Source organism: Neobacillus camarae (assembly GCF_054950115.1).
The window spans coordinates 1,247,221-1,272,844 of sequence record NZ_JBUCKX010000001.1 but is presented as its reverse complement, the minus strand read 5'-3'; the positions used below and the strand labels follow the sequence as shown (position 1 = coordinate 1,272,844).

Annotated in this window: 19 protein-coding genes; 2 read left to right on the top strand and 17 right to left on the bottom strand. The window is 42.4% G+C overall.

The genetic code is table 11. The features are described from left to right. Window positions 1-36 precede the first annotated feature (36 nt). From ACY8D0_RS05840 to ACY8D0_RS05810, 7 genes are all read right to left on the bottom strand, one after another. Window positions 37-1,047, bottom strand: coding sequence for an ABC transporter permease (locus ACY8D0_RS05840; RefSeq protein ID WP_462409534.1), 1,011 nt, complete (start codon window positions 1,045-1,047; stop codon window positions 37-39). Next, window positions 1,048-2,055, bottom strand: a complete 1,008-nt coding sequence (locus ACY8D0_RS05835; protein ID WP_462409533.1) for an ABC transporter permease — start codon at window positions 2,053-2,055, stop codon at window positions 1,048-1,050. A gap of 17 nt (window positions 2,056-2,072) precedes the next feature. Beyond that, the gene (locus tag ACY8D0_RS05830) at window positions 2,073-3,596 is read right to left on the bottom strand and encodes a sugar ABC transporter ATP-binding protein (RefSeq protein WP_462409532.1); all 1,524 of its coding nucleotides are present in this window, start codon (window positions 3,594-3,596) and stop codon (window positions 2,073-2,075) included. A 197-nt stretch (window positions 3,597-3,793) separates the two neighbouring features. Further along, window positions 3,794-5,389 (bottom strand): response regulator transcription factor, encoded by a 1,596-nt coding sequence (locus tag ACY8D0_RS05825; protein ID WP_462409531.1) that lies wholly within the window; start codon window positions 5,387-5,389, stop codon window positions 3,794-3,796. Window positions 5,390-5,410: 21 nt separating this feature from the next. Then, the gene (locus tag ACY8D0_RS05820; protein ID WP_462409530.1) at window positions 5,411-7,207 is read right to left on the bottom strand and encodes a cache domain-containing sensor histidine kinase; all 1,797 of its coding nucleotides are present in this window, start codon (window positions 7,205-7,207) and stop codon (window positions 5,411-5,413) included. Then, a complete protein-coding gene (locus tag ACY8D0_RS05815) occupies window positions 7,197-8,234 on the bottom strand; it encodes an autoinducer 2 ABC transporter substrate-binding protein (protein WP_462409529.1) in 1,038 nt (345 codons plus the stop codon). Before ACY8D0_RS05815 ends, ACY8D0_RS05820 begins: the two co-directional genes overlap by 11 nt. A gap of 130 nt (window positions 8,235-8,364) precedes the next feature. Then, window positions 8,365-9,861 (bottom strand): L-arabinose isomerase family protein, encoded by a 1,497-nt coding sequence (locus ACY8D0_RS05810; protein WP_462409528.1) that lies wholly within the window; start codon window positions 9,859-9,861, stop codon window positions 8,365-8,367. Window positions 9,862-10,071: 210 nt separating this feature from the next. Between ACY8D0_RS05810 and ACY8D0_RS05805 the strand changes: the two genes are divergently transcribed. Next, the gene (locus ACY8D0_RS05805) at window positions 10,072-11,091 is read left to right on the top strand and encodes an AraC family transcriptional regulator (protein WP_462409527.1); all 1,020 of its coding nucleotides are present in this window, start codon (window positions 10,072-10,074) and stop codon (window positions 11,089-11,091) included. Between the two features lie 107 nt (window positions 11,092-11,198). Here the strand turns inward: ACY8D0_RS05805 and ACY8D0_RS05800 are convergent, their stop codons facing one another. The 10 genes from ACY8D0_RS05800 to ACY8D0_RS05755 form a co-directional block, all read right to left on the bottom strand. Beyond that, the gene (locus ACY8D0_RS05800; RefSeq protein ID WP_462409526.1) at window positions 11,199-14,027 is read right to left on the bottom strand and encodes an alpha-L-rhamnosidase; all 2,829 of its coding nucleotides are present in this window, start codon (window positions 14,025-14,027) and stop codon (window positions 11,199-11,201) included. A gap of 179 nt (window positions 14,028-14,206) precedes the next feature. Continuing rightward, on the bottom strand, window positions 14,207-15,478 hold the full coding sequence (locus ACY8D0_RS05795; RefSeq protein ID WP_462409525.1) for an MFS transporter: 1,272 nt from the start codon (window positions 15,476-15,478) through the stop codon (window positions 14,207-14,209). Window positions 15,479-15,688: 210 nt separating this feature from the next. Next, window positions 15,689-16,846, bottom strand: coding sequence for a family 43 glycosylhydrolase (locus tag ACY8D0_RS05790; protein ID WP_462409524.1), 1,158 nt, complete (start codon window positions 16,844-16,846; stop codon window positions 15,689-15,691). A gap of 387 nt (window positions 16,847-17,233) precedes the next feature. Beyond that, window positions 17,234-18,508 carry an MFS transporter gene (locus ACY8D0_RS05785; RefSeq protein ID WP_462409523.1) on the bottom strand — a complete coding sequence of 425 codons (1,275 nt, stop codon included), beginning with the start codon at window positions 18,506-18,508 and terminating at the stop codon, window positions 17,234-17,236. 85 nt (window positions 18,509-18,593) lie between these two features. Continuing rightward, a complete protein-coding gene (locus ACY8D0_RS05780) occupies window positions 18,594-19,043 on the bottom strand; it encodes a PNPOx family protein (RefSeq protein WP_462409522.1) in 450 nt (149 codons plus the stop codon). An 18-nt stretch (window positions 19,044-19,061) separates the two neighbouring features. Next, the gene (locus tag ACY8D0_RS05775; RefSeq protein WP_462409521.1) at window positions 19,062-20,240 is read right to left on the bottom strand and encodes an acyl-CoA dehydrogenase family protein; all 1,179 of its coding nucleotides are present in this window, start codon (window positions 20,238-20,240) and stop codon (window positions 19,062-19,064) included. 15 nt (window positions 20,241-20,255) lie between these two features. Continuing rightward, window positions 20,256-21,212 carry a VOC family protein gene (locus tag ACY8D0_RS05770; RefSeq protein ID WP_462409520.1) on the bottom strand — a complete coding sequence of 319 codons (957 nt, stop codon included), beginning with the start codon at window positions 21,210-21,212 and terminating at the stop codon, window positions 20,256-20,258. Further along, the gene (locus tag ACY8D0_RS05765) at window positions 21,209-22,147 is read right to left on the bottom strand and encodes a fumarylacetoacetate hydrolase family protein (RefSeq protein WP_462409519.1); all 939 of its coding nucleotides are present in this window, start codon (window positions 22,145-22,147) and stop codon (window positions 21,209-21,211) included. Before ACY8D0_RS05765 ends, ACY8D0_RS05770 begins: the two co-directional genes overlap by 4 nt. 345 nt (window positions 22,148-22,492) lie before the next feature. Then, window positions 22,493-23,437: an alpha/beta hydrolase fold domain-containing protein gene (locus tag ACY8D0_RS05760; RefSeq protein WP_462409518.1), complete on the bottom strand. Its 945-nt coding sequence runs from the start codon at window positions 23,435-23,437 to the stop codon at window positions 22,493-22,495. Further along, window positions 23,437-24,489, bottom strand: a complete 1,053-nt coding sequence (locus ACY8D0_RS05755; RefSeq protein WP_462409517.1) for a quercetin 2,3-dioxygenase — start codon at window positions 24,487-24,489, stop codon at window positions 23,437-23,439. Before ACY8D0_RS05755 ends, ACY8D0_RS05760 begins: the two co-directional genes overlap by 1 nt. A gap of 228 nt (window positions 24,490-24,717) precedes the next feature. Between ACY8D0_RS05755 and ACY8D0_RS05750 the strand changes: the two genes are divergently transcribed. Then, the gene (locus tag ACY8D0_RS05750) at window positions 24,718-25,623 is read left to right on the top strand and encodes a LysR family transcriptional regulator (RefSeq protein WP_462409516.1); all 906 of its coding nucleotides are present in this window, start codon (window positions 24,718-24,720) and stop codon (window positions 25,621-25,623) included. Window position 25,624: the final 1 nt, after the last annotated feature.

Sequence of the window (25,624 nt, the reverse complement as noted above, 5' to 3'; positions counted from 1 at the left end):
TTATACAAACAGTCAGAGACTGCTTCGTAACGAAGGTTATCCGGCTGCCTGATGCGATTGGTTCTTTGCAGGCTTCCCTTTTGCTTTCGTCTTTGGCTTTAGGTTCGGTACCATGACAGCAATTACGAGAAGTAACCCAATAATGATCATCAATACTTGGGCAGGCATGTTAATGAGTCCGAGACCATACCGTAGGAAGCCAATGAGAAATACGGCAATGACCGCCCCGGCCATTCTGCCTTTCCCGCCCGCCGTACTGATTCCTCCCAGTACAACCATGGCAATCACATCAAGCTCATAACCTGTCGCCACATTTGGTCTCGTACTGCCCATTCTGGATGTTAAAAATAGAGCTGTAACAGCCGCCATTAATCCGGCCAACGTAAAGACAATAATCTTGATTTTATCCACTTGAACCCCGGAATAACGGGCAGCTGTCGGATTGTTTCCAATTGCGTAGATTCTGCGGCCAAAGGTGGTTTGATGCAGCAATAGCCCAAACACGACAGCACAAACCACGAAAGCAATCAGGATAAACGGGATCCCGAAAAAATATCCCCAGCCAAAGAAGCCAAACCACTCGGGAAACGAGCCGACTGACTGGTCTTCAAGGATGATATAGGCAATTCCTCGGTAAATTATCATAGTGGACAACGTCACAATAACGGCCGATAATTCCTTAAATTTCACAATCAGCAAACCATTGATGAAACCGCATAAAGCCCCTGTTGCAAGGCAAAGGATTACAGCCAATTCCATCGGCACTCCCAGTGAATACAAGTAGCCCATTAGAACTGATGCCAGGGCAACGATGGAAGCAACGGAAATGTCGATATCCCGAAGAATAATAATCATTACCATCGGAAACACCATAAAAGCTTTATCAAGGAACGTCATCGTGGCATCCCTTAAACCGCCATAGTTAAAATAATAGGGGGATAAGCTCATATTCACGATGTTAACCAGAATGAAAAGTAAAACGAGCATCCATTCCCATTGAAGAAAAAAAGTCTTCAGCGAGAATGGTTTCCGGTTTAGATCCTTCATTTAGATTTTCCTCCTCATAAGGGCATTCAAGTCCACTCCCCGTTTAACAAGAGCGTTCAAGATAACGGCAATAAGAATAATCGCCCCCTGAATACCCATTTGCCAGAATGGCGAGACATTAATCAGCGGCAGGGCGTTGTTGAGGATGCCAAGAAGGACGGAGCCCAAAATAATCCCGGAAATCTTCCCTGACCCACCAGCAATGTTCACCCCTCCCAGAACACATGCAGCAATGACCGTTAATTCATAACCAGTTGCCGTATCCCCTTGTGCAGAGGCAAATTTGGACACCCATAAAACGCCTGCAAGACCTGATAACCCGCCCATCAACGTGTATACCAGCCAGATGATTCGGTCATGAGGAATACCACTGATTTTTGCCGAATCAGGATTGCTTCCCACCGCATAAATTTGCCTGCCAGTCCTTGTATGATTAAGAAAATAGTAAAATATCAAATACATAACGGCCGCAATCAAAATTAAATGATTCATTCCGAGAAAGGTTCCTGTTGCAATGGCTTTAAAACTGGCCGGCATTTGATGGGCGCTTACCCATTTTCCGCCGCTGACCATAAAGGTCAAGCCCCTAAAAATGTACATCATTCCGAGAGTGGCGATGATTGGCAACACTCCGCCTTTTGCGATAATGAGTCCGAGAACTGCCCCACTTGCCACACCAATCAGGATTCCTAAAGCAACTGCCCAAATCGGATGTAGATTGGGATATGCCCCTACCGTAAGCGCCGCTATCATTCCTGACAAAGCAAGTGTGGCTCCAATGGACAAATCTATGCCCCTTGTAATAATCACCAGCATCATTCCAATCGCCAGGATACTTAAGATGGCGGTGTTGGTAATCATATCGTTCAAATTTTCGAACGTTAAAAAATTAGAATTTCTCAATTGCACGATGATAGACAAAAGAATGATAAATCCAAGCAATCCAGCTTCCCGAAACCGGGCAATTCTTACACTTAAAGAGGTCTTTTTCATTGTTTTTTCTTCCAATATGGATTCCACCTTTATCAACCGGCAGCTTCGGTTATAGTGCTGTCTTTTTTATTGATTATCGCTGCTTCTAAAATCGCTTCCTGTGTAGCTGAGTGTCTCTCGAATTCTGCTGTCAGCCTTCCTTCGCGCATCACGAGAATGCGGTCACACATCCCCAGAACTTCCGGCATCTCGGAGGAAACCAAGATGATGGCATATCCTTGAGCTGCTAAACCGGAGATAATCTCGTATATCGCTGACTTCGCCCCGACATCGACTCCTTTGGTTGGTTCGTCAAGTATGATAATGTCCAAGTCCGATGTCAGCAGCTTTGCTACTGCCACCTTTTGTTGATTTCCACCTGAAAGTGAACTGACCAAGTTATAAATACTTGGTGTTTTTACATTCACCTTTTTTGAAAGATTGCCAGCCAATTCGGCTTCCTTTTTCCGGTTCACCCAGCCTTTATTGGATAAACGGCCTAGCGCTGGAAGTGTAATATTTTTATCGATTCCCCAAGATAAAATCAGCCCCTGCTGCTGCCGGTCTTCCGGCAAATATCCGATTCCCTGTTGCATCGCATCCAGTGGTTCAGAAACGGTTAACTCTTTACCTTTGATAAAAATTCTCCCTTTATCCGCTGGCGCTATCCCAAACAACGCTTGGCATACTTCACTCCTGCCGGCACCTACAAGACCTGTCAGGCCTAAAATTTCCCCTTTTCGGAGATGAAAGGATATCCCTGCAAAGAATCCGGTTCTTCCTAAGTCTTCGACCCTTAGTACCTCTTCTCCAATCTTGGCTTCCAGTTTAGGGAACAGTTGATTGATTTCCCTGCCAACCATCGCAACGATCAAATTCTCATTTGATATATCAGAAATTCCCCAAGTGCCAATGTACTTGGAATCACGGAATACGGTCACTCTGCTGGCAAGACGGTACATATCTTCAAATCGGTGGGAAATAAAAATGATGGACGTTCCACTGTCCCTTAGTTTTTCGGTGATCCTATACAGCTCTTCACTCTCATTTCGGGTTAACGCGGCGGTCGGTTCATCCATGATAATGATTTTGGCATTAGTAGAAAGAGCTTTGGCAATTTCCACAATTTGCTGTTCTGCGACGCTAAGCGTTCCCATAAGCGCTTTAGAATCAAATTTAGCACCAAGTTCTTTTAAAAGCCGATTGGCTTCTTCATGCATCTCTTTCCAGAGAATCCTTCTCGTTCCTTTCTGGATCTTTTCATGTCCCATAAAAATATTTTCGGTCACACTCAAATCCGGATAACAGGTCACATGTTGATAAATGGCCGCTATTCCATGTGCTTGCGCTTCCCTGGGATTTCGTATCTCCACTTCTTGGCCGTCTAGAAAAATTTGCCCGGCATCCGGCTGGTGCACACCGGTAATCACCTTTATGAATGTTGACTTTCCTGCTCCGTTTTCGCCCATTAACGCATGGATTTCACCTGGCTTCAATTGAAATTGAACAAAGTCAAGCGCCGTAACACCTGGAAAGGTTTTGGTGATCCCCTTTAGTTCAAGCACATATTCCGACATCTTCCCACTCCTAACCTTGCGCCGAAATTCCAGAACGTATCATACACAAACGTTCTAACAATCAAGAGTTTTATGTTTCTGTATTCGCTTACATATAATTTACTCATTCTCCCATTCACCGAAAAGGCGATAAATTTCGGTTCTGGGTGTCAGCCTTCGGAAGTTTTTTTAAAAATTAAAAAACTCCCAACCAGTGGTTAGGAGGTGAATTTGGCTTTATCTTTAAATTTGGACGGGACTTCTCCAAAATACTTTTTAAATAATTTACTAAAATACTTGGTATCGGTGTAACCGACATCCCGGGAAATGTCATAGATTTTTAAATTGGTTGACAACAATAGCGCCTTGGCTTTTTCTAGCCGCAATCTTGTCACGTAATCAAGGACCGTCTCTCCGGTTTGATTTTTGAAGCACTCACAAAAATAGGTAGGGTTCAAATGAATAATTTTTGCTATTTTTTCAATGGTTAGATTCTCTCCAAGATGTTCGGCAATCCAGTTCTTGGCTGATTCAACAGGGTCAAAAGCTTCTTGTTGTTTTTCTTTTTCTAAAATCCGCCATACTTTTTGCAGCCATTCCTTTATATTATTCTTTAAACCTGAAAAATTGGACGAGTGTTTCGTCAACTGCAGCCCCTCTTGAATTAAAAACACTTCTACTTTTACACTTGCATTTTTCAACAAAAGGTTTGCTGTCTGAACTGAAAGGGATTGGATATTCCTTTCGATTTCATCCGGTGAGACTAGCTTTTCCAACTCTTTTAGGTACTGATTCAGAAACGCGAACGCTTCCTCCCCTCGCAGCCGTTCAAGAGCTTGCAATAGTTTCGTAACCAATATTTCCAACTCTTTTGTGATCCTTTCCTGATTCAAAAGGTTCTTTTCAATTAGACCAAAGGTATAGATTTGACCCCCTCCATAAATGAGACGAAATTGAAGTAAAGAAAGCAACTCATCCCGTTTGTTCGGAAGCAGAGTCAGGTCATCAAACCGTTTACTTATGGTAATGGAACCTGAAGACCGGATAGTATATTTAATTATTGACAGCAATTTTTCCGCCAAAAGCAGTTCCTGCATGCTTTCTTCCGATTCATTCTGGAGCAGCAGCCACCAGGAAGATAAATCTCCCTTCCAATACCAATAGGCTGTACGAGTTCCTTGGTAAAGCTCCTTTAGCAGCTTTTCTATTTCCACTTCCATTTTGGTCACCCATGCATCAGGCGAAGCTACTCGATTTAAATTGGAGTCGGTGTCTTTGGAGACCATTAAAAGGGTGTAGCGACCACTAAGAAACTCCTTTGTCCACTCCATCTCGGACAGATCAATGTCGTGCCCTCTAGTCAGCTCACTTAATCTTTGAACCTGTTTTACATAGTTAAGTTGCGTAGTAACTGCCTCATTTTCTTCCCATTTTTTTTGAATGTTAAATTTTACTTTTTCCATTTGATGACGGAACTCTTTCCGTATCAATGGCTTAACCATATAATCAACAGCCCCTTCACGAATGGCGCCCTGCAAATATTGAAAATCATTGAACCCACTGATGACAACCGCTTCAAAGTTTGCTCTGCTTCTCATTTCCTTAATCAGTTGCAAACCATCCATGCCAGGCATTTTAATATCAGTAATGAACAAATCAAAAGGCATGTGAGCCTTTTCCAAACATTCCTGCCCGCTATGGAAACTGCCGACAATTTCAAATTCCTCTCCGCATGACACAACTAATCTTTCAATTCCCCTTCTGATTCTATTTTCATCATCGACAACAATCGTTTTAATTTTTCTCGGTTCCACCCGCACCATCTCCGTCCATTTTTACTCCGGATTGTTCTGCGTCATTAATGGAATCACAATATTGACATCCGTACCTTGGTTTAACTCACTTTGAATTTTTAATCCGTATAGTTCTCCAAACATCATGGCCAATCGTCCATGCACGTTGATTAGCCCAAATCTGGCATCACGTTTTCCTAATGGATCTGATTTCAGTTCATTCGTAAGTTTTGTTAAAATTTCTTTTGGCATACCTGGCCCATTATCGGTTATTTTAAATATCACTTCTTCTCGGTTCTTTTCAACGTTTAACTGCCTTGAGATAAAGATATCCAGTCTAAAATCTGGTCGATGGTCCAGACCATGTTTAATGGCGTTTTCTACTATTGGCTGCAAGATAAACTTTGGCGTTAGATAGTTTTTTGTATCCATGTCTTCATGAATGAAAAACTCTATCCGATCTTCAAACCTTATTTTTTGTATGGTTAAATAATCCTGCATATGCTGAATCTCTTGATCGATGGTGACCATTTTTTCTTTATTGCTAATGGAGTACCTGAGCATCCTGCCAAGCAGCGAGACCATTTCAACCACCGTTTCATCCTCATCTTCTTCCACCGCCATCCCAATCGTTTCTAACGTGTTGTACATAAAATGCGGATTGATTTGCGATTGCAATGCGTATAACTCTGCCTCCTTTTGCTGTAATTTGATTTGGTAGTTTTGCTTAATCAAATCCTTAATTTCAAGAACCATGGAATTGAAACTTTTAGCCAGCATTCCCACCTCGTCACTACTCTCGATGGGCAGGTCCACATCAAAATTCCCTTTTTCCACCTTTTTCATTAAGCTCGTTAATCGATGAATCGGTCTTGAGACGTTCCAGGCCAAAAAGATGGAAATCAACGTGCTTACTAATACAACTATGATAAAAACGATAATCGTGGTGTTACGAACCAAATCTGTTTTTTCCGTTAAATTTTTTAACAGTATACTATGTTCCAGAATCCAGTCCTCGGGTCCTGTCCTGCTAATACTAATCAGCCTGTTCTCGGATTCATTTGTCGTTTTAAAGCTGCCGTTAATTTGGGGATAGTAAGCCAGATGTTTGTTAACCTTACCAATAGAGTGTAAGTTCGTGTGGTATATGATATATCCTGTATTATTCATAAGCGAGATTTCTGCTTGTTGTTTTGTGTTTACTTTTCCAAAGATTCCCTTAAATGTGGACATATCCACGGCAATAAACATTGTGCCAAGATTCATCCGGTTTTCCGTATCGGTAATTTGGCGCATTAACAAGATGTATGGCGGGTTTCCTTTAAATTTAAGATTGGTTTGGTTTGGAAAGATAATTGCCTGCTTCCCGTTTAAATCCATGTCTTGGCCGTACGGCAGGGCGATGCTCTCAAACCCCGTATAAGATACTTTGGAGCTCTTGAACAACCTGTTTTTTGATAAAATAAATACTCCTAGGATATCCGGATTCCCTCCATTTATAAAGGTCTTGGTCAAATAACTATTAACGATAAACTGGTCCTGCAAAAGGGATGAATTATTTTGAAATGTATCTTTTCTCAATACTTCAATAACCTGAGCAGAACTGTAAAGAAGGTCCGGCAATTGCTTCACATCACTAAGGTACGCATTAATCTGTTCATGTGCCTGTTCAAGAAGTTTCGGAATATCCTCTCCCACCTGTTCCTCAATCGATTTTGTGTATTGGTTATAAGCGGTAAATCCTATTAATGCCACGGGTATGACTGTAATAAAAATATAGGTGACAATTAATTTGGTCATTAACGGGAGATTTTTGATTTGCTTCCATTTAAAAATCATACTGATCCACATTTTCCTTTGTAAAATCGATTGGTTCTCCCATGATGACTGAATCGTTCTTCACACTGATTTTCCCCACTTGTGGAATATCCTGCCGGTCAAAAGGCTTTTTTCCCTCCAGAAGGTTGCCAGCAATCGCAACAGTCAAATACCCGAGTTTCTTGGGGCTCCAAAGGGTGACAACCTGTGACGCGTTTATTTTTAAATACTCATTCATGGGGTTTGGCGGTGACAAACCCACCACAGCGACTTCGCCGGACTTGCCCGCTTCTTTTACGGCTTGGGCGGCTGCCGGCGGGCCAACGGAGGAATTCCCAATTATCCCTTTTAAATTCGGATACTCCGCTAAAAGCTGCTTAGCTTGGATATAGGCTTTATGGGGGTCATCATCGGAGGCGGTGACTCTGACAAGATTCATTTTCGGATAATATTCTCTTCGTTGGACCTTAATCCAGTTGAGCCAGACATTTAAATTTGCCGCTGATTCGGAACCGGTAATGATGGCAAAATCGCCTTCCTCGTTTACATTCCAGGCTAGCGTGTCCATCAAATGCCTTCCCAATGTCTCAGGGTCCACCATGTTGATGAACAGCTCTCTAGAACTTGAATGGGTATCCGCATCCCAAGTTATTACCTTTATGTTTTGGTTCTGGGCCTTTTTCATGACGGGGACCAGTTTATCGGGGTCGTTGGCAGAAACGGCAATCACATCCACCTTTTCATCGATTAATTCGTTGATAATTTTGATTTGCTGTTCCGCATCTGCGACAGCGGGCCCCCGGTAAATGACATGAACACCAAGGTCTTCCCCCGCCTCAATAGCCCCTTCTTCCACTGCATTAAAGTAAGGAATGTTGACGAGCTTGGGGACAAGTGCAATTGTTACCTGCTTCTTCTCACTTGTTACCACAGGGCTTTTGACCTCTCCGCTAGAATAAACGATTTCATAAGCCGGTTTTTTACTGCAACCGCTTGCAATAATAAAAATAACCAAGAGCATCAACAAGGCATTTTTTCTAAACATCATCCATCCCTTTCCGTCATTTTTTATTTAAAAATTGGGACTATTCTAATTTTAACACATCGTCGCTAACTACTAGTATGGAAATAGGAAAAAGGTGCCAGTTTTTAACCGACACCTTCCAATTTTCATAATATTATAGAGTTACAGACCGACAGCCTAAAAGGTCCCCTACTTTATTAAACAGTGAAGCATTATGACCAATTGACATGGCACAATGATGGGTTGGCGCTTCATGAAACCATTTTTCCATATAAATATCTGGATGTTCTCTAAACTTAACCGGGGTCTGTGTATTCCCAATTCGCATAATGGGTCCGTCCGTTGATTCGGCCTCACTGATAATTAACTTAAGTTTCCCATCACCGGTTTGCGTGACATTCATCGTGGTGATTGGGCCTGTTTTGACCTTTGCTTCCACAGAAACTCCAGTGCCTTGCTTTCCATGGTAAAGCCCCATCCCCCGGAGAATCGGTTTGCCATCGGAAATAGCGATATGGAATGGACCGTCATGTCCCAAAAGAATTGTCTCATCGACATAATCAACTACGACGATTTCCGAAAAACTGCCGCCCTTGCCAAGAATGTCACAGATTTTCATGCTAATCGCCGTTTTTAAATCACCTTCACCAGAGCAGGGAATTCCTCTGGCAGTCAACAAGGAATGACCGACAATAAACCCTGCTTGCAGTTTCTCATATTCGCTGTCTGGTGCTCCATGATAATAATAGGAAAGCGCATCTAAATCAAATTCGCGGACCAGCTTCTCTTGAGCCGCAGCCACCCTGCAGGACCACTCCATTTGTTCTTCTGTTGGCTTTTTGGCAATGGGATCCGATGGTGAATCTCCGCTGATTTCGAAAATCTCGTGGATTTCGTCCATTTTACGCTTTGCTTCCGCTTCGGTTACCTGCTTCACTAAACGGTCTAAATCACACATTTCAAGTATTTCAACATGAAGTCCAGTCTGCGCTTGAATCATTGTAAAATCACTGTACATATCCAGCATCCCGCTGTAGGTGTTCCCCAAGAAGCCAAACCTGCTAGTCCTGAGTGTCCTTGGAACGGAGGCAGCCCGAATCCATTCCTCTATCTGCTGCCAGGCACGAATCGCCTCTTTTCGTTCGTTGGTAGTTTCATTGGTTAGCGAAATCTTAGGAGTGTAATCTAACCCTAATAGTCCATTAACTACTCTAAACTTAATGCCGCTCCGATTGAATGAATTGGCAATCTCCGGTGTCGGACACGCACCGCAATGTGCAAGCCACTCCCCTGTTGTGGTGAATTCATAATTGATTCTTTCAGTTGGCTGCAGATTTAAGACGACTACAGGGGACTTGCAGATTTGATGGACAGGTAGTATAGCAGAGCTGGTGGAATAGGTACCGGAATGGCAAAAAACAATGTCCACGTTCTTTTCATTCAACCATTCACCTGCACGCCGGGCTTCCGCCTCGGTATCTACTAATCCGTAATGATGGACTTCGCCGAACTGGGTCATTTTTGACTCAATGAACTTGCCGTATTCTATTAGTCTTTCTTTTAAACCAGGAAATTGGTTCCAGTAGGCTTGCAGGCCAATGGTGTATAAACCGACCCTTGCCTTTTTTACAGGTTTAATGGGTGCCAGCATTTGTTATCAACCCCTTCTCGTATCCGTTTACAATTATGATAAATAATCTTGATTTGTATTGTAAGGTGTTAACCTTCGGGTACGGTGGGCAAATTTCGGGTTTCTGGTTTTCTAGCCATGTGGTGTAGGTTTCTTCTTTTTAAAGTGACTTTATTCATACAAAATGATATTGTTACACTATACTTAATAGCTAACAAAGGAGGGTGTAACGTGGATACTGCCATAATTGAGAAACAATTAATGGAAATGAATAATTTCGAGAAAAAGTATTCAGGTACACCTGAACACCCTAGACATTTCTCCCATTTACAAGAATCAGAATTAACATACCTTCAAAACTATCAATCACTTGACATTGTTCCAGTAGATTATTTTTTTAAACCGGGCGAAAATGTTGTCTTTTTAAAACACCCCAGGTTTATTAAGTTCACTGAACATAGGCATTCCTTTATTGAAATGAACTATGTATATTCAGGTACTTGTACACAGCACATCAATGGTAAAGAGGTTATCCTTAAGGAAGGAGATCTCTGTTTGCTCGATACCAATGTGACGCATGGAATTGAAAGCGCCTCCGAAAACGATATCATCATCAATATCATGATTCGGACAGGCTATTTTGATTCCGCCTTGCTTCAGAGATTATCCGGAAATGATTTGTTGACAGATTTTTTTGTAAATGCCATATACCAGCAAAAGCAAGACAGCCGATATATTATTTTTCCTAAGGGTCCGAACAATCGACTTAAAGACATGATCACCCAAGCTTTGAGTGAATTTTTAAATCCACAGCTTTGTTCAAATGAGGCCATCAATTCTTATATGTTGTTGATCTTTACTGAGCTGTTAAGAATCTATAACCATACTTCAAAAAGCAAACAAGAACCTACATTTAAAAAAGCGGTCATCTCGGATATTTTATATTTTATGGAACAAAATTATCAAACTATTACGTTGGAAAAAACAGCTGAGAAATTTCATTTTCATCCCAATCATTTGACTAGGCTGCTGAAAACCAATTTAGGCAAGACATTTATCGAATTGTCTCATCAGCTAAAAGTAAAAAATGCCTGTATCCTGTTGGAGAATACCGATTTAACCATCGATCAAATCGCTAATAAAGTCGGTTATACCAACATTACTTTTTTCTATAAATCCTTTAAAAAAATTCATGGTGTAACTCCCGCTGAATATCGTAAGAAAAACAACGAAAGCCCTACTCAGTTATAAAAGCAGGGCTTTCGTCTTTTCCAATTTTATTTCCAACATCTAATTATTGGGCTTACCTAAAGCTCTTAATTTAGCCTCGAGCTCTTTTTTAGCTTCGCTTGTTTTAACTATATTAGTTGTCCTTTATTTATCAAGTGACAAGGGTCATGCAATTGCCATTTAACATTAAACTCTCTCGAACCTGCAGTGAATTCGATTCTTTTATCTTCCAGATGGTATTCGACATTTGAAAATCCCTTATCATTTACAAGATCATGAAGTTCCTTAATACATTCGGGATGTATATTGGTTAGTGATATCACAGCCTCTGTATTCGCAGGTACTTTGACCTCCAGGAACATATTCTTCTCGTCTTGAATCTCCCATTTCACCAAAATATCGCCATTCACTGACTCATATTTGGTTACAGCAGAATTTATTCGGCCGCCAAAATGCGGTTCGACCTTAAACTTCCTGTATCCAGGTTCAATTGGGGTTAAACCGCCAATATGGCGAACGAGCCAATCCCCGATACAGCCAAATGCATAGTGATTAAAGGAAAAAGCCCCTACGGTCCCATCTGGTTTTATCGCTTCCCATGATTCCCAGATAGTTGTTGCACCCTTTTGCACTTCATATAGCCATGAAGGGCAGGCCGTTTGGAAGAGCAGCTTATAAGCAATATCCTCATATCCATTATCACATAAAACATCCATAATATAAGGAACAGATAGAAATCCAGTATCGATTTTAAAATCATTTTCCTTGATTAATTCAACTAATCTTTCTACCGCTCTTTTCTTTTGCTCTCCAGAGAATAGGTTAAATGCAAGAGCAATCGTGTACACGCCCTGGTAATCAGTTGTTAACAAGCCTGAATCATTAACGTACGCCATTCCAAAAGCATCTTTTACCTTATTATGAAGATCATCATAATAATTAGCCTGTTCATGTTTTTCAAGGATCTTGGCAATCTCAGCTAATAGACTTGATGAATACGCGTAAAACGCTGTGGCTATGGGATCCTTTGTAGCAACTGCAGAAGCAATTGGTCCTTGCGGCTCTTTACCCAGCATAAAGCTCGGAATCATCCAATCTCCAAAGTGAAATTTTGTATCCCATAAGTAGCGGACATAGTCTTCTTCCGCATTTTCTTTATTTTGTGCCGCACTTTTTTGCACATAATCGAGCCATTTTTCCATTTCCGGGAAGCATTGTTCCAGGATTCTTTTATCTCCATACTTCTGATAAAGCACCCATGGAACAATAAGGATGGCATCTCCCCATCCTGCTGAGGATATCGTCCCTGTGAATTTTTTATCATTCCAAATATCCTTCGGTGCAGGGCAGTAATTAAGGATTTCTCCTTCGTCTGTTTGCTCCATCTGCAAATTCCATAGCCATCTGGTCAGAAAGGCTTGAACATCCATGTTAAACGCAGCCGTTGGAGCGAAAACCTGGATGTCACCTGTCCATCCAGCGCGTTCCCGCTGTGGGCAGTCTGTTGGAATGGACAACATATTGCCTTTTTGACTCCATTGGATATTTTTCCAAAGTTGATTGATTTCCGGGTCAGACGTAGTAAAATGCCCCGTTTGTTTCATATCTGTATACAGAACAATGGCTGATATATCCTCTGGTGCAAGCTCAGAGTGATAGCCGGTTAGCCGGACATAGCGGAAACCGTGGAAGGTGAACATAGGTTCAAAAACCTCACCATCTTCACCACTAGTCACATAATAATCCGTTTGCTCTTTATTTCTGCCTACAATGTTGTTAAAAAACTCACTATTTTCATTTAAGACTTCACTATGTTCTATTTTTATCTCCAGTCCTTTAGTACCATGGATATGGAGACGGATACGGCCTGCAATAACCTGGCCAAAGTCGATGATATACGCTTGGTTCTGATCTTTCGTAATGGAAACAGGTGCTAGAACTTCAACAGGTTTTACGAATGCTCCATATTGCGCCCGCAAATTGTCTAACTCATAACCCGCGACTGTCACGGGCAGCCATTCGCTGTTTAATGCATCAAATCCCGGCATATCCCAGCCTCGCCTTTCGAGACGTTTATCCTGTTTTTCTCCAATGAATATATCGCTATAAACAAAGTGGCCATTAGAGGACACAAAGGAATTGTCGGTTCCCATGATTTGCGTGGTCCTATCATCATAGGTTATTTCTAATTGAGCCAATAGCCCGAGCTTATTGCCAAATTGGGCGCTCCCCCCTGGAACGCTTATTCGACCTGCATACCAGCCATCTGCTAAAGTTACCCCAAGCACATTTTCTCCTTCACAAAGATAGGGCAAAACATCATAGGTTTGGTACTGAAGGCAGTTGGAATAGGATGTATAGTCAGGAGTAAATTCTGCCTCCGTGATTTTCTGGCCGTTGATTTTTGCATGATAAAGGCCGTGAGCCGTTATATAAAGCCTGGCTTTTTTTATTGTCTTTTGATCGATGCTAAAAGATTTACGAACCAGTTTCGGCGGGTGCAATCTTTGCTCCGGAGATGGCTGTTCGGATTTCTTCTTATTTATAAACATATTTTCTAATGTCAGTTCAGGCTCTTCTTTTACAAAATCCTGTTCTGGCTCAATCCATCTTGCCACCCAGTCTTCCATATGGAGAAGCCCCATTTCCCACTGTCCTTTATGACTCCACTCGGACCCCTCTCCATTGGAACACCAGACGCGGACCTGCCAGGAGTAAATCGATTTACTCTTTAAAGAAGGCCCTGCATACGGAATATTAACCGATTCTTGTGATTGTACCTTTTGGGAATCCCAAATTAAAGCGGAAGTTTCTTTTTCGATCACATTTATTTGATAGGCAATCTGCACAATGCCTGGATTTTCACTTTCAATATTCCAACTGAATCGAGGCTTAAGGATGTCGGTTCCCATGAGCCCGTCTTGATTTTCAATTTTTAACTTATTGACCTGTACCACAATTATTTCCTCCTCATGTTTCGTCTGTTCCTCAAGTTGTTTACGATAAGAGGTGCTCCGATTATTTCAAAAAGAACAACTGCTGTTGCAATAATGATAAGGGTGATATTCATAGGAAATCTCCTTTACAGATGGATAAAATCCACGCAGGAAAATGCGCGGATTTTATTTCACAGTTTTTACTGAGCAATCGTAAGATTTGGATTTTCTTTCTTTTCCAATTCAGGAATCGGTTTCACTATAACTCCAGCTAAGATACCAAATACAGCCAACACTCCAAAGAATAGCGGGTAACCGCCTGCTGCGACAATTGGGCTTGCAGCTGAGTTGGCAAGTGATTGTCCAAGATCATTGGCAATGTTTACAATTCCCATATCTTTTGCTGCATCTTCAGGGTGTGGAAGAACTCTTGTCATTAAAGCAATATCGACGGCTAAGAACATTCCAAATCCAGAAGAGATGACGGCTCCACAAATATAGGACAAGGCAATACTTGAAGCAAAACCAAAACCTAAGATACCAGCTGACGTTATAATGGCAGCAAGAAGGATAAATGGTTTTTGGCGCCCGAATTTATCTGAAAGACCGCCGCCAATAATACTTGAAATGGCCAAGATTGGAATCGTAATATTCATGCTGGTAGCAACAATGCCTGCCAAGGCTTCTTGGGAAACATGAAAATGTTCTAAATAATATACACTTGTAAAAGAAGAAGCTGTATAGGCAATTCCCATGAAAAATCTTGTTAACACTCCATAAGTAAAGTACGGATATTTACGTGGACTTGGATAAATCCGCGACATTTTTTCTCCAATTGTCAATTGTTCGATTGAACCATTCTCTCTTTGGTACTCCACTTTTCCTTCTTTTACTAATAAGCATGTAATAATGGCTAAAACCACACAAATAATTCCAATTAATAGAAACTTATTTTCAATACTCCAACTGTTTAAGATGTTCATTAAATTGACTCCGGTCATGATGGCAAGCGGGCTGACCAATCCATATATACCAGATGCCGTACCACGTTTGTCTTCCGGCACTTGGTCAGGAATAAGGGCTGTTAGGGCCGTCATCATAAAGGCTAGGATGATTTTGGTCAAAATCCAAAACACCAACAGCATGGAAAAAGATTTAGCCGCCCCTACCCCATAAAGGGCTGCAGCTCCACCAATGGAACCTACTAATATCCAAGTACGGCGCCTTCCAAAACTGATTGACGTCCGATCGCTAATCATTCCGGCAAAATATTGGCTAAAAATACCGATTATACCTCCAACAAGGCCAATGATACTAAAGTGCATGGTAACGCTTGCAGGATCAAGCATGGCTAATTTAACTGCTAGCAAGAATGCGAGCGGTGTAATCATCGCAATGTTATAACCAAAGCTGCCAATCGAAATGCCTGTAATTAAACGAGGAAATGGTGTTTTAATTACATTAGAATTCATTGTCCCAACCTACTTTCAATTATTTTTAGAAGTTTGAAAGCGCTTCTATAATTAGTCTATAGGACATATCAATCTAAAACTATGGCGATATGTGACATTTTTCCTATCCATTTCAAACATTGTTTTTTAAGTAAGGTAAAATATTCACACATCCCATAAATTTTTAAGAAATCCACGGCATTAGTTCCGTGGATTTCCTTAGGATCATGATCATAGAAATGTCAAAGATTGAATCTCTAAAGCTTGAACGTTTCTAAATTGTAACCTGATTTCATGCTTTCCTGAATCCCCATAAAACGCGGACTCAACTATTAGTCCTTCTTTTATCGTTACACTGCCGGAAGCTTCATTCTGATTGTCTAGGAAAATATGAATTTCACCGCTGCCAGCACCTTCTATCAAAACACGATTAACAGGAGCTTCCCATTTTACATATCGGTAAATCGCTTCATCTTCATCACTTATACCAGTTAGAACCTCATCTGCATTTTTTGATGGTGCTAGGTAAACATTGCCTGATAACTGACAAGCACGATAGGCTTCTATCTTTTCATAGATAGCAAATGGCTTGCCTGCTCCTTGTGTTGTCATAGGAATTTCCTGTATAGTCCCATCCTCATTGAAAAAGATGGGCTCAATGCAAAGCCGGCGTTTTTGCTGCCGATTCTGGGAACTACGATGGTAGAAAACGTACCACTGGCCATTCACTTCTTCAATGGAATCATGATTATTCCAGCTTTGCGGGTCACAGCCATCGTTATCTATAATAACTCCCCGATACTGAAAAGGGCCAAGCGGTGAGATACCGGTTGCATAGGCTAGGGATGTTGGTTTGCCGCGTACCATGCTGGAATAGACAAAATAATAGATATCGCCGCGTTTTCGAAGAGAACTCCCTTCGTGCAAATAATGCTCTTGTTCCGTTACAATATTATTTACAATCGAACCTTCCTCAAACTCTACCATATTATCTTTTAACTTTGCACCTTGGGCAAAGAACTGTCCCCAATAAAAATAGGCCTGTCCGTCATCATCAATAAAAACGGCCGGATCAATTCCGCCGAAAGCCAATTGGATCGGACTTTTAAACGGGCCCTCCGGTTTATCTGAAATAGCTGCTCCTTCACTGGAGTCTGCCATACAAAAATACAAATAGTATTTTCCATTCTTATGAATCGCAACTGGCGCAAACAGCATATTCTTCGGGAAATTAGGAATCTCTAACTTTCCGTCTTTCGTATCTTTTTCAATCATTTTTTTCAAAAACGGCGTTGGCTTTGACCAATCAATACTTGATGGATATTTTGGAGCATTTTCATCAAATATCCACGGAACTTGGCTGGCATCAAATGATTTCCAGTGGTCCACCCAATCAACCATATTCTCTGAAGAAAGGACCCGATATTCCTTACTGCAATAGATATTCTCCTCTTGATCCCAAGAGCCCTATACATACACTCTACCATCTGGCATAACATGAGCCTCCGGATCAGGAATATATAAATCCGGCGGCAAAACTGGATTACGGGTATCCTTGTATACTTTCATAATTTTTACCACTCCTCTAGGAAGATTGAAAGAAGAACCTATCTTTGTTAAAAGTGCTATATAGTTACCCTATCGTACATTCTCTTTCATGACTATGGCGGAATCCTACAAAATACTATCCATTTCAAACATCAAAAAACGCCCGATTGAATTCAGGCGTTCGATTGTATAAATCGCTTACATTGGTTAAAGTGCTTTGGTAATAAATTACGATTCTATTATTGTGTTTGGGGGCGATAGCTCACTTGGATTTTTAGTATGACCTATTTTTACTGGTGCAGTTTCCATAAGAAGCAATGAAAGCAAAAAGAAAATCACAGCGGTTCCGCTGGCCATCCACAATGTCGCATAAAGACTAAACTTATCTGCCAGGATACCTCCGACAACCGGACCAACTGTGCCACCGATAATTTCACCCGTTAATACCACTGAACCAATGGCAGTGGCGGCGAAGGCTCTTGGAACGGACTCAGAAGGAATAATCGCCAGGTAGAGCGGCTGTCCTCCCAATCCTGCTGTCAGCAGCAACACTACTACTATTGTCAGCCCAATTGATGAATGGAAAAAGGCGACGGCTAACGGCAGGAAAATCGCAATAAAGGCAGCAGGGACAATCACCGTTTTACGACCAATCCGGTCGGAAACGGCTGGGAAAATTAACTGCCAAAGAAACATCGCGATCCCAAATACAGCCATAATGAGCCCGTATTGTGATTCATTATAATGGGAGATTTCTGTTAAAAATAATGGCATAAAACTGGTGAAGGACAGCAAATACATCATGTAAAAGATAGCCATCAACATACAGACCCACACATTACGTGTTTTAAATACACTTTTGTACTCTCTAAAAGTCGGCTTGGCTTTGCCCTCATCAGAATCCGCATGATGGTTTAATACCGGCTCTTTCATATAAAACATTAAGATGACAGCGAGAATCAGGCCCGGAACGGCTAAGGCGAAAAAGGAATAACGCCAATCGGAAGCGGAGGCGATGGCCACAACAATAACTGGTGCGAGGGCGTTCCCCAATAATGGGCCGGAACTTTGGATAAATCCCATATTAAAGCCTCTTCTTTTTGTTGTCGATTCTGCCATGATAGCAGATTGGATTAAAGGGACAACCGGTCCTTCTGATGCCCCCATCAAAAGCCTAACAAGGATAAGTGAACCTAATCCCCCAACAATCCCCGAAGAAAAGGTGGCAACCGAAAAGACCAGCATAAAAATAATTAATGTTCTTTTCTTTTTTCCGATAAAATCAGATAGACTGGAAAAAACCAGCGTTGAGAGTCCCCATGCGATAGAAGTGGCACCCATAATGGCACCAATCTGTGTATTGTTTAATTTTAATTCTTCTTCTACAAAAGGAAATAAGTAAATAATACTCAACCGGTCCATAAAAACCAGTCCGAAAACAAGGAACAACACGATTAAGATTCCGTTTTCATACCTGAAGAATGATTGCTTTGTTTGATTCATGCATACTTCTCCCTATTTTAAATTTTTATATAAAAAAGGAGCACCACCTGTTAAGAAACGATGTGTGCTCCTGTTGTATTTTTAATTAATTATGTCTTAGAAGTTGGTAAACTTCTGTATCTAGTTTTTGGGCAAGGACTGGATTATAAGTCTTCTCATAGGAAGGTTCCACCGTCACCTTCCCCCCATAGAACATGACATTTTCAACAGTTTTAACGTCTACGGTCACCACGCAATATTTCATGGTGAGTTCCACCACGTCGGATACCACGGCATTGCCGCGGACTTCAAAGCAGCTGCCTGCTCCGATCATCCCCAAGACGACGTTTGGATTGGTTTTGATATTTTTGATACTCGATGCTTTATGGCCAAGAGCAATCTTGATTTGTTTTCCATCTGGGCTTGCATTTACCCAGGAAACCACACTCAATTGTGGTAATCCTGTTTCAGCATCCATGGTAATCAAGGACACCATCTTTTCTCCCTTTAGTGAGGCAACTAATTCTGGACTCAAACATTCTAAAGTGGCAGACATGCCGATTTCCCTCCCCTACTAATATTCCACACCGACTGGAAGTCCTAGCTCAAGCTTTCCGAAAAGCTCCCCTACCCAGTCAAAGTTGAAGGCTGTGTGCTGCGCACCGGCATGGACATCCCGCCAAAATTGCTGAAGCGGATGGCTTTCCGCAGATGCCGCCGCACCGCTGCTTGTGTATATGGTCTCCATTGCTTCCGAACACATTTCTGCGCAATATGCATAGTTACAGCGTAACCGTAACCGCTCGTCATACTCCAACACTCGTCCTGATTCCACCAGTTCCAGCGATTTATGAAGAAGGGCGTCGATGGCTTCTATTTTCGCCGCTACTTTCGCAAGCCGAATTTGCTGATGTGTCAGGTTCGCCACAGCCGATCCCGTTCTGGTCTTATTTTTTCCAATTACCCGATCGCGCCAAACAGCATATGCTCCCTTTGTTGCTCCAAGAATGGCGGATAATAAGGTTACAGGCATAACAGCTGACAACTGAATTCGGTATAACGATGACGTATTTTGGTCCATACCGGGAGATATTCCGTGCAGGTTCCAAGGTTCCAGCTCCATGGTTCGATAATCGGGGACAAACACTTCCTTCAGCTCTAATAAATTACTGCCTGTACCACGCATTCCAATCACCTGCCAGACATCGATTACTCTTAAGTCTTTCTTAGGAACAAGAAAATATAATGCCTTTTTTTCGTTTTCCGACACTGGTGCTGCCGCACTAATCATTACCCAATCGCAATGATTGATACCCGAAGAAAATCCCCACTTGCCGCTTAATCGGTAACCGCCGTTCTCACGGGTAATTTGGGCATCGTGGCTCGGATTAATCGATGTGGCCAAGCAGGCATCCGGGTTGTTTTTCCAGACATCTTCCTGAGCTCGATTTGGAAAAAAGGCAAGCATCCAGCTATGCAATAGAAGCAATGAATAGCACCAGCCAGCGGACGCATCTCCTTTTGCGATTTCAATCGCCGTATCCGCCAACGTTTTCCAATTAAGTTCATGACCGCCCCAGCGTTTAGGAACCAAAGTACGTACCAGTCCTGACTTAATATATTCCTCAATTGTTTCTTGGGGCTGATGACGCAGGCTTTCTCCAAGATGCGATCGTGTCCGCACGAAATCCGCTAATTCTTTTGCCCGCTCCACGGCTTCCTCATAGGATAACTTGTTTAATGTTTCGTTCATTTTTCCAACCTCCTTTTATTTGCTAATGTCTGGTGTGCCATATATGTGGAATGTAGAAGGCAACGGCGTCCCCCATGCCAATCCTTTTTTTCGTTCTTCGGGTGTCCATGTGATGGTTTCCCAATCCGGAGAAAAGATGAGAAATCCTCCGGAACATACCTCAATCCGGTTGCCTCCAGGCTCATAGACATAAACAAACATCGTTTGGCCGGCAACATGTTTGTTAGGAGGTGCTTCAATGAAAATACCATTATCTAAAAACACATCTGCGGCACGCAGGACCATCTCGGAACTTTCAACCTTGAACGCCGCATGATGGAAACGGCCTTTTGCTCCTGATTTATCAAGCGAAATGGCAAGGTCGTAGGATTTATTGGTCACATACAGCCATGCGGTTGTTTGCTTTCCCTCGTCTGTGATCGCTTGTTCACTCAGGTTAAAGCCGAGATGTTGACGATAAAATGTGCTATCGGCGTTGACATCGGAACTGAACAAATTGATATGGTCAAGTTGGGTAATCGAAGCACCTCTGGCAGAGTATTTTTGCGGCATATTTTTCAATCCTGGCTTTAAATGATCCGGTGTAACATATTTTTCAGCTTCAAAAAATACCTCTAACTGATGTCCATCTGAGTCGGTGAACTGGTAGGATCGGCCATGTCCGTAATCTCCTGCTGACCACCCGATGCCGAATCCTGCTTGTTCAATATCCTGCGCCCTTCGCTCAAGTGCGGCAGGTGAATAGGTTCTTAATCCCACATGTCCTATACCGGCATGGCCCGCTTCGGTCAACTTTAAGCTGTAAAGCTGCTGGTCTCCCCAGCCGCGCAAGAATACGGATTGCCCTTCCTTATGAACCACTTCCATCCCTAGCAGGTTTTGAAAAAATTCTAGACTTTCTGTTGGTTTTGGGGTTAGAAGTTCAATATGGGCTAGATGGGCTATATCTCTGATGGGTTCGTTTGTTGTCATGAGGGGGTCGCCTCCATAATTTTCGTTTCAATAGCTCCGATGCCTGAGATTTCAACCTTTACGATATCGCCTTGTTGAAGGAATTTATTCTGCGCTTCGCCTACACCGCCTGGGGTGCCGGTACAGATGACATCGCCTGGCTCTAACGTCAGGATGCCTGATAAAAATTCAACGAGATATTGGACATTGAATAACAGCTGTTCCGTATTCGAGCTTTGCCGGACCTCTCCGTTTACCGTTAAGGAGATATCGAGAGCGTGCGGATCAGGTATTTCGTCCTTCGTCACCAAAACCGGTCCCAGCGGGAGACTTTTATCCAAAGTTTTTCCCTGAAGCCATTGCAATGTCCGTTTTTGCATATCGCGTGCTGTGATATCGTTTGCCACTGTGTAGCCGTAGACATAATCTAAGGCATCCTCATAAGAGATGTCCTTACCAGTTTTCCCGATTACAAAGGCAAGTTCCCCTTCATAATCTAGCTTTTTGGTTAATTTCGAATGGAGTGGAAAGGAATCGTTTGGACCTGCAACGGCTGTTGCAAATTTCGCAAATATAACCGGATGCTCCGGGAAATCCCGTTTCATTTCAAGGATATGATTTTTGTAATTTAGACCCACACAAATGATTTTATTGGGCTTCAGAACAGGCGGACCGATGTGGACCTGTTCCTTTTTATAAATGGCTTTCGATAGATTGATGTTTCCCAGGGCAAAGCTAATGGCCTCTTTTGCAGTTTGGATTGCCAAGGGGCCGCTTGCGATAAACTCGTTTGGATTGTCCGGCAGTAAAGCGCTTGCAATTTCGAAGGCACGCTCCTGTCCGTTTTCCTTTAACAGCTGTATATAGGCTTGCTGAGGATCGACGATAGTATTTTCGTCTGCCAAGACGCCAACCCTTAGAGGTTGACCGTTTGTGGAATAGGTTAGTAGTTTCAAGATGATTCCTCCTTGCATATTGTTCTATGAATTTATCATAAGACAGTCTGAAATTTTTTTGAAATACATATATTGTATTTGAGAAATCGTGATTTCTGATGAGTAGGTTTGTATTGGTGAATTTTTGCGAACTTCCTATCTTTCGGTTGCTTGTGGACTACGTTACCCTGAGTTCTCTTTTTCAACCGTTTGGGGCACGTTGAAGCCATCTACGTTACCCTGCGCACCTTTTTTCAGCCATTTGGGGCACGTAGAACCTGTCTACGTTACCCTAGGCACCCCTTTTCCTCCGTTTGGGGCACGTAGAAATACTCAAAAAAAATAAGACCCCGCTTTTGCGAAGTCTTATTTTTCCAAAAGGTGTTTCCTAAAGAAGGTTTTAATATACTCAAATATTCGCATCTCCTGCTGCCCAATCTGCACGGTTTCTCCAGATTTTTCACTATGAAGTGTAACGGAAAAAAGCTGTTCATCCAAATCATTTTTATTAAAAAATGCATGTCCTAACCCTTCGATTAAGCATAGCGTGGCCTCATTCCCTTTGGCGATCAACGCCTCATATAACAGGACACTTTGCTGGGCATGGATCGCTGTGTCAGACAACCCATGCATAATTAAAAACGGTGGTGCATCTTCTTGGATATAGGTAATCGGATTTGCTTCACGGACCTTTTCCGGAACGGTAAAAATAGGCGCTCCAAGTAATTGTGACTCGCGGGAATCCGGGTCAGAATGCCGTTCAATCGTTCCCATTAAGTTCGATTCAACATCGATGGAAACGGCCGCCTCATTACTTTCGGGATCATCCAACTGCAAAAAGTCAATAGGACCATATCCTTCCACGACAGCCTGTACGTCACTGGAAAAGTCAGCACACCCTAGTTCCAATCCTTCCAGTATTCCGGCGCCAGTCGTGCCGGCCAGTGCCGCCAAATGTCCCCCAGCCGATGAGCCCCAAAGACCAATATGCCCACTATCAAGACCATACTGATCTGCAACTGAACGGAGCCAGCGGATTGCAGCCTTAACATCATGAAGCTGTGCCGGAAAAATAGCTTCACTGCTTAACCGATAATCAATGCTTGCCATGGCAAAACCGTGTTCCGCAAACCTTACTCGCAAATCAGGCGCTAACTTGCGGTCCCCTACCCGCCAGCCGCCACCATGCAGCCATACAATCACAGGAGCAGGTCTATCCATCCCGATAGGCAAGTAGAGGTCAAGGAGCGACGGCTTTCCATCAGGGGCCGCAAACTCTAAATCTTCTATACACTTTACTTCATACCTCATTAACTATTAACCTCTTCGACCTTCTCTGGTTGACCTGGCGGCTTTCCTAACAATATGAGGTCTACCTCACTAATCCGTTGGATAACTCGATCAAACCGATACGGTGCCGGCTCACTTGGAAAAATCGCATATTCATAAGGGTCTCCCAAAATGCGGAAGAAGTTTTCAAACGCACCAGGAGTCAAAACACCCAAGAACTTTGTATAATGGGCATCACAACGGAAACGATGTGGCGTTCCCGCTGGCACATACGCAAAATCTCCTGGCTGCAAATGCAGCTCTTCCCCATCAACCCATAATGTCATTTCTCCATTCAGGCACATAAAGGTTTCGTTTGTACGTTTATGGGCATGCTCTCCTATTGGCAAGCCCTTTGGTCCTTCAGAGACGAGCGCAAGAAATTGGCCGCCCGACGCCGCTTCTGTAGCCAGCAGAGAATGGACAGTATCACCGCTTAATAAATGGATCCCTTCCCCCGATTCAAGCACATATGGCTTCACTTCCTGTGGTATGGCATTCCCTCTTACCAATTGCGGCAGTCCAGTAGATGGTTGTCGGCTCACAAATTTTATATCCAAGTTTGTTGGTATTTTTGTAAAAACTTCTGGCTCAAATGTTTTTTGGGTTACTGGAGGTCGTTCACACTTATCAAATGGCTCCCCAAGAAAGGCGTACATTTCGGCAACAGGTCCGTTAATGGTAAATGACCAAAAGCGTGTCCGGTGGCTCTGCATCCAATACGCATGTACAGTCCCCGCCGGGATCGAAACATAATCTCCAGCAGTCAATAAATAGACCTGCCCATCCAGTTCCACCTCAAGCCTGCCATCAAGCACTACAATTCCTTCGTGGGCGTGCTCATGAACGTGAGCAGGGAAGCTATCCCCTTTTCCGCCCCACAGTTGAACAATTTCCATCTTGTCCCCAGTACTATTTTGAGTCGCAACAATTGATGCAACCTGGGTGCCGAAAAGGTAACGCTCTCCCTCTCCATTTCTAATATAATATGGCATCTTTTCTTTAAGAAGCTTACCGGTCAATTGCATTACCATCTTTCCACACTCCTTTAATTTCTGTCCGTTTTGAAGCGCTTTCAATTTAAAAATAGTATGAAACTAGTAAAAATGGAAATATATGATTTCGATTTCTGTAATTCCATTTTCATATTAATCAGGTTTTATAAAGATTTGCAGTGTTTCTTTTTTAATACTTTTAATATTTCGTCTACTATTATTTCTTATGATAAAATAAGAAAGAACGATTAACAAGTGGGGGCTTATATGGATATTCGCCAATTGCGTTATTTTATTACTGTAGCAGAGCACTTAAACTTTACCAAGGCAGCCAATCAACTTTATGTGGCTCAATCTGCCATTAGCCATCAAATCGCCGATTTAGAAGATCAGCTGGGAGTAAAACTATTTATTCGAAACAAGCGGTCGGTGCAGCTCACCCCCGCTGGTTCAGTATTTCTGAAAGAAGCGATTGAGATTGTTGATAAAACGTCCACTGCTGTTGAAAAAGCAAAACAAACCGAAGCTGGAAGTATTGGCAGCCTTTCAATAGGTTTTCTGACCGTTCACGTAAAAAGTTTTTTACCAGGTGTTATCAAACGGTTCCGGGAACTTTACCCAAAAGTGGAACTTCAGCTAAATCATTTACCCAGTAAAATGCTAAAAGAGGCATTGGAACAAGGGGAAGTGGATTTGGCGTTTACCTTGCCATCCGGTTTGAACAGAATCGAGGAAATTGAAATACAGACGGTGGCAAGAGAACCGTATTGTATCGTCATGCATAAAAATCACCCTCTAGCGAACCACCAAAAAATTAAACTATCAGATTTAGCATCAGAACCATTTATCATTCATAACCGCCACGACTCCCCCGTAGGTTCTTATGACTTTATTGTCCATTTATGTGAGCAAAGCGGTTTTACTCCGAGAATTGTGAACCAGCCGAGATTTGTCGACACTGTCCCCGTCCTGGTCGAGGCTGAAATGGGCATCTCCATTTTGCCGAAAAGTTTCGAATCTATCTCAAGCCCATCTCTTTGTTTTATTGAAATGGATGACGTGAAAAATAATGATTGCGAACTGGTGCTTGCTTGGAAGAAGAACAATTTGAATCCCTCGATACGAGCTTTTATTCATACCATGGAAACCTCTATTCAAGTTCATGACGAATAAA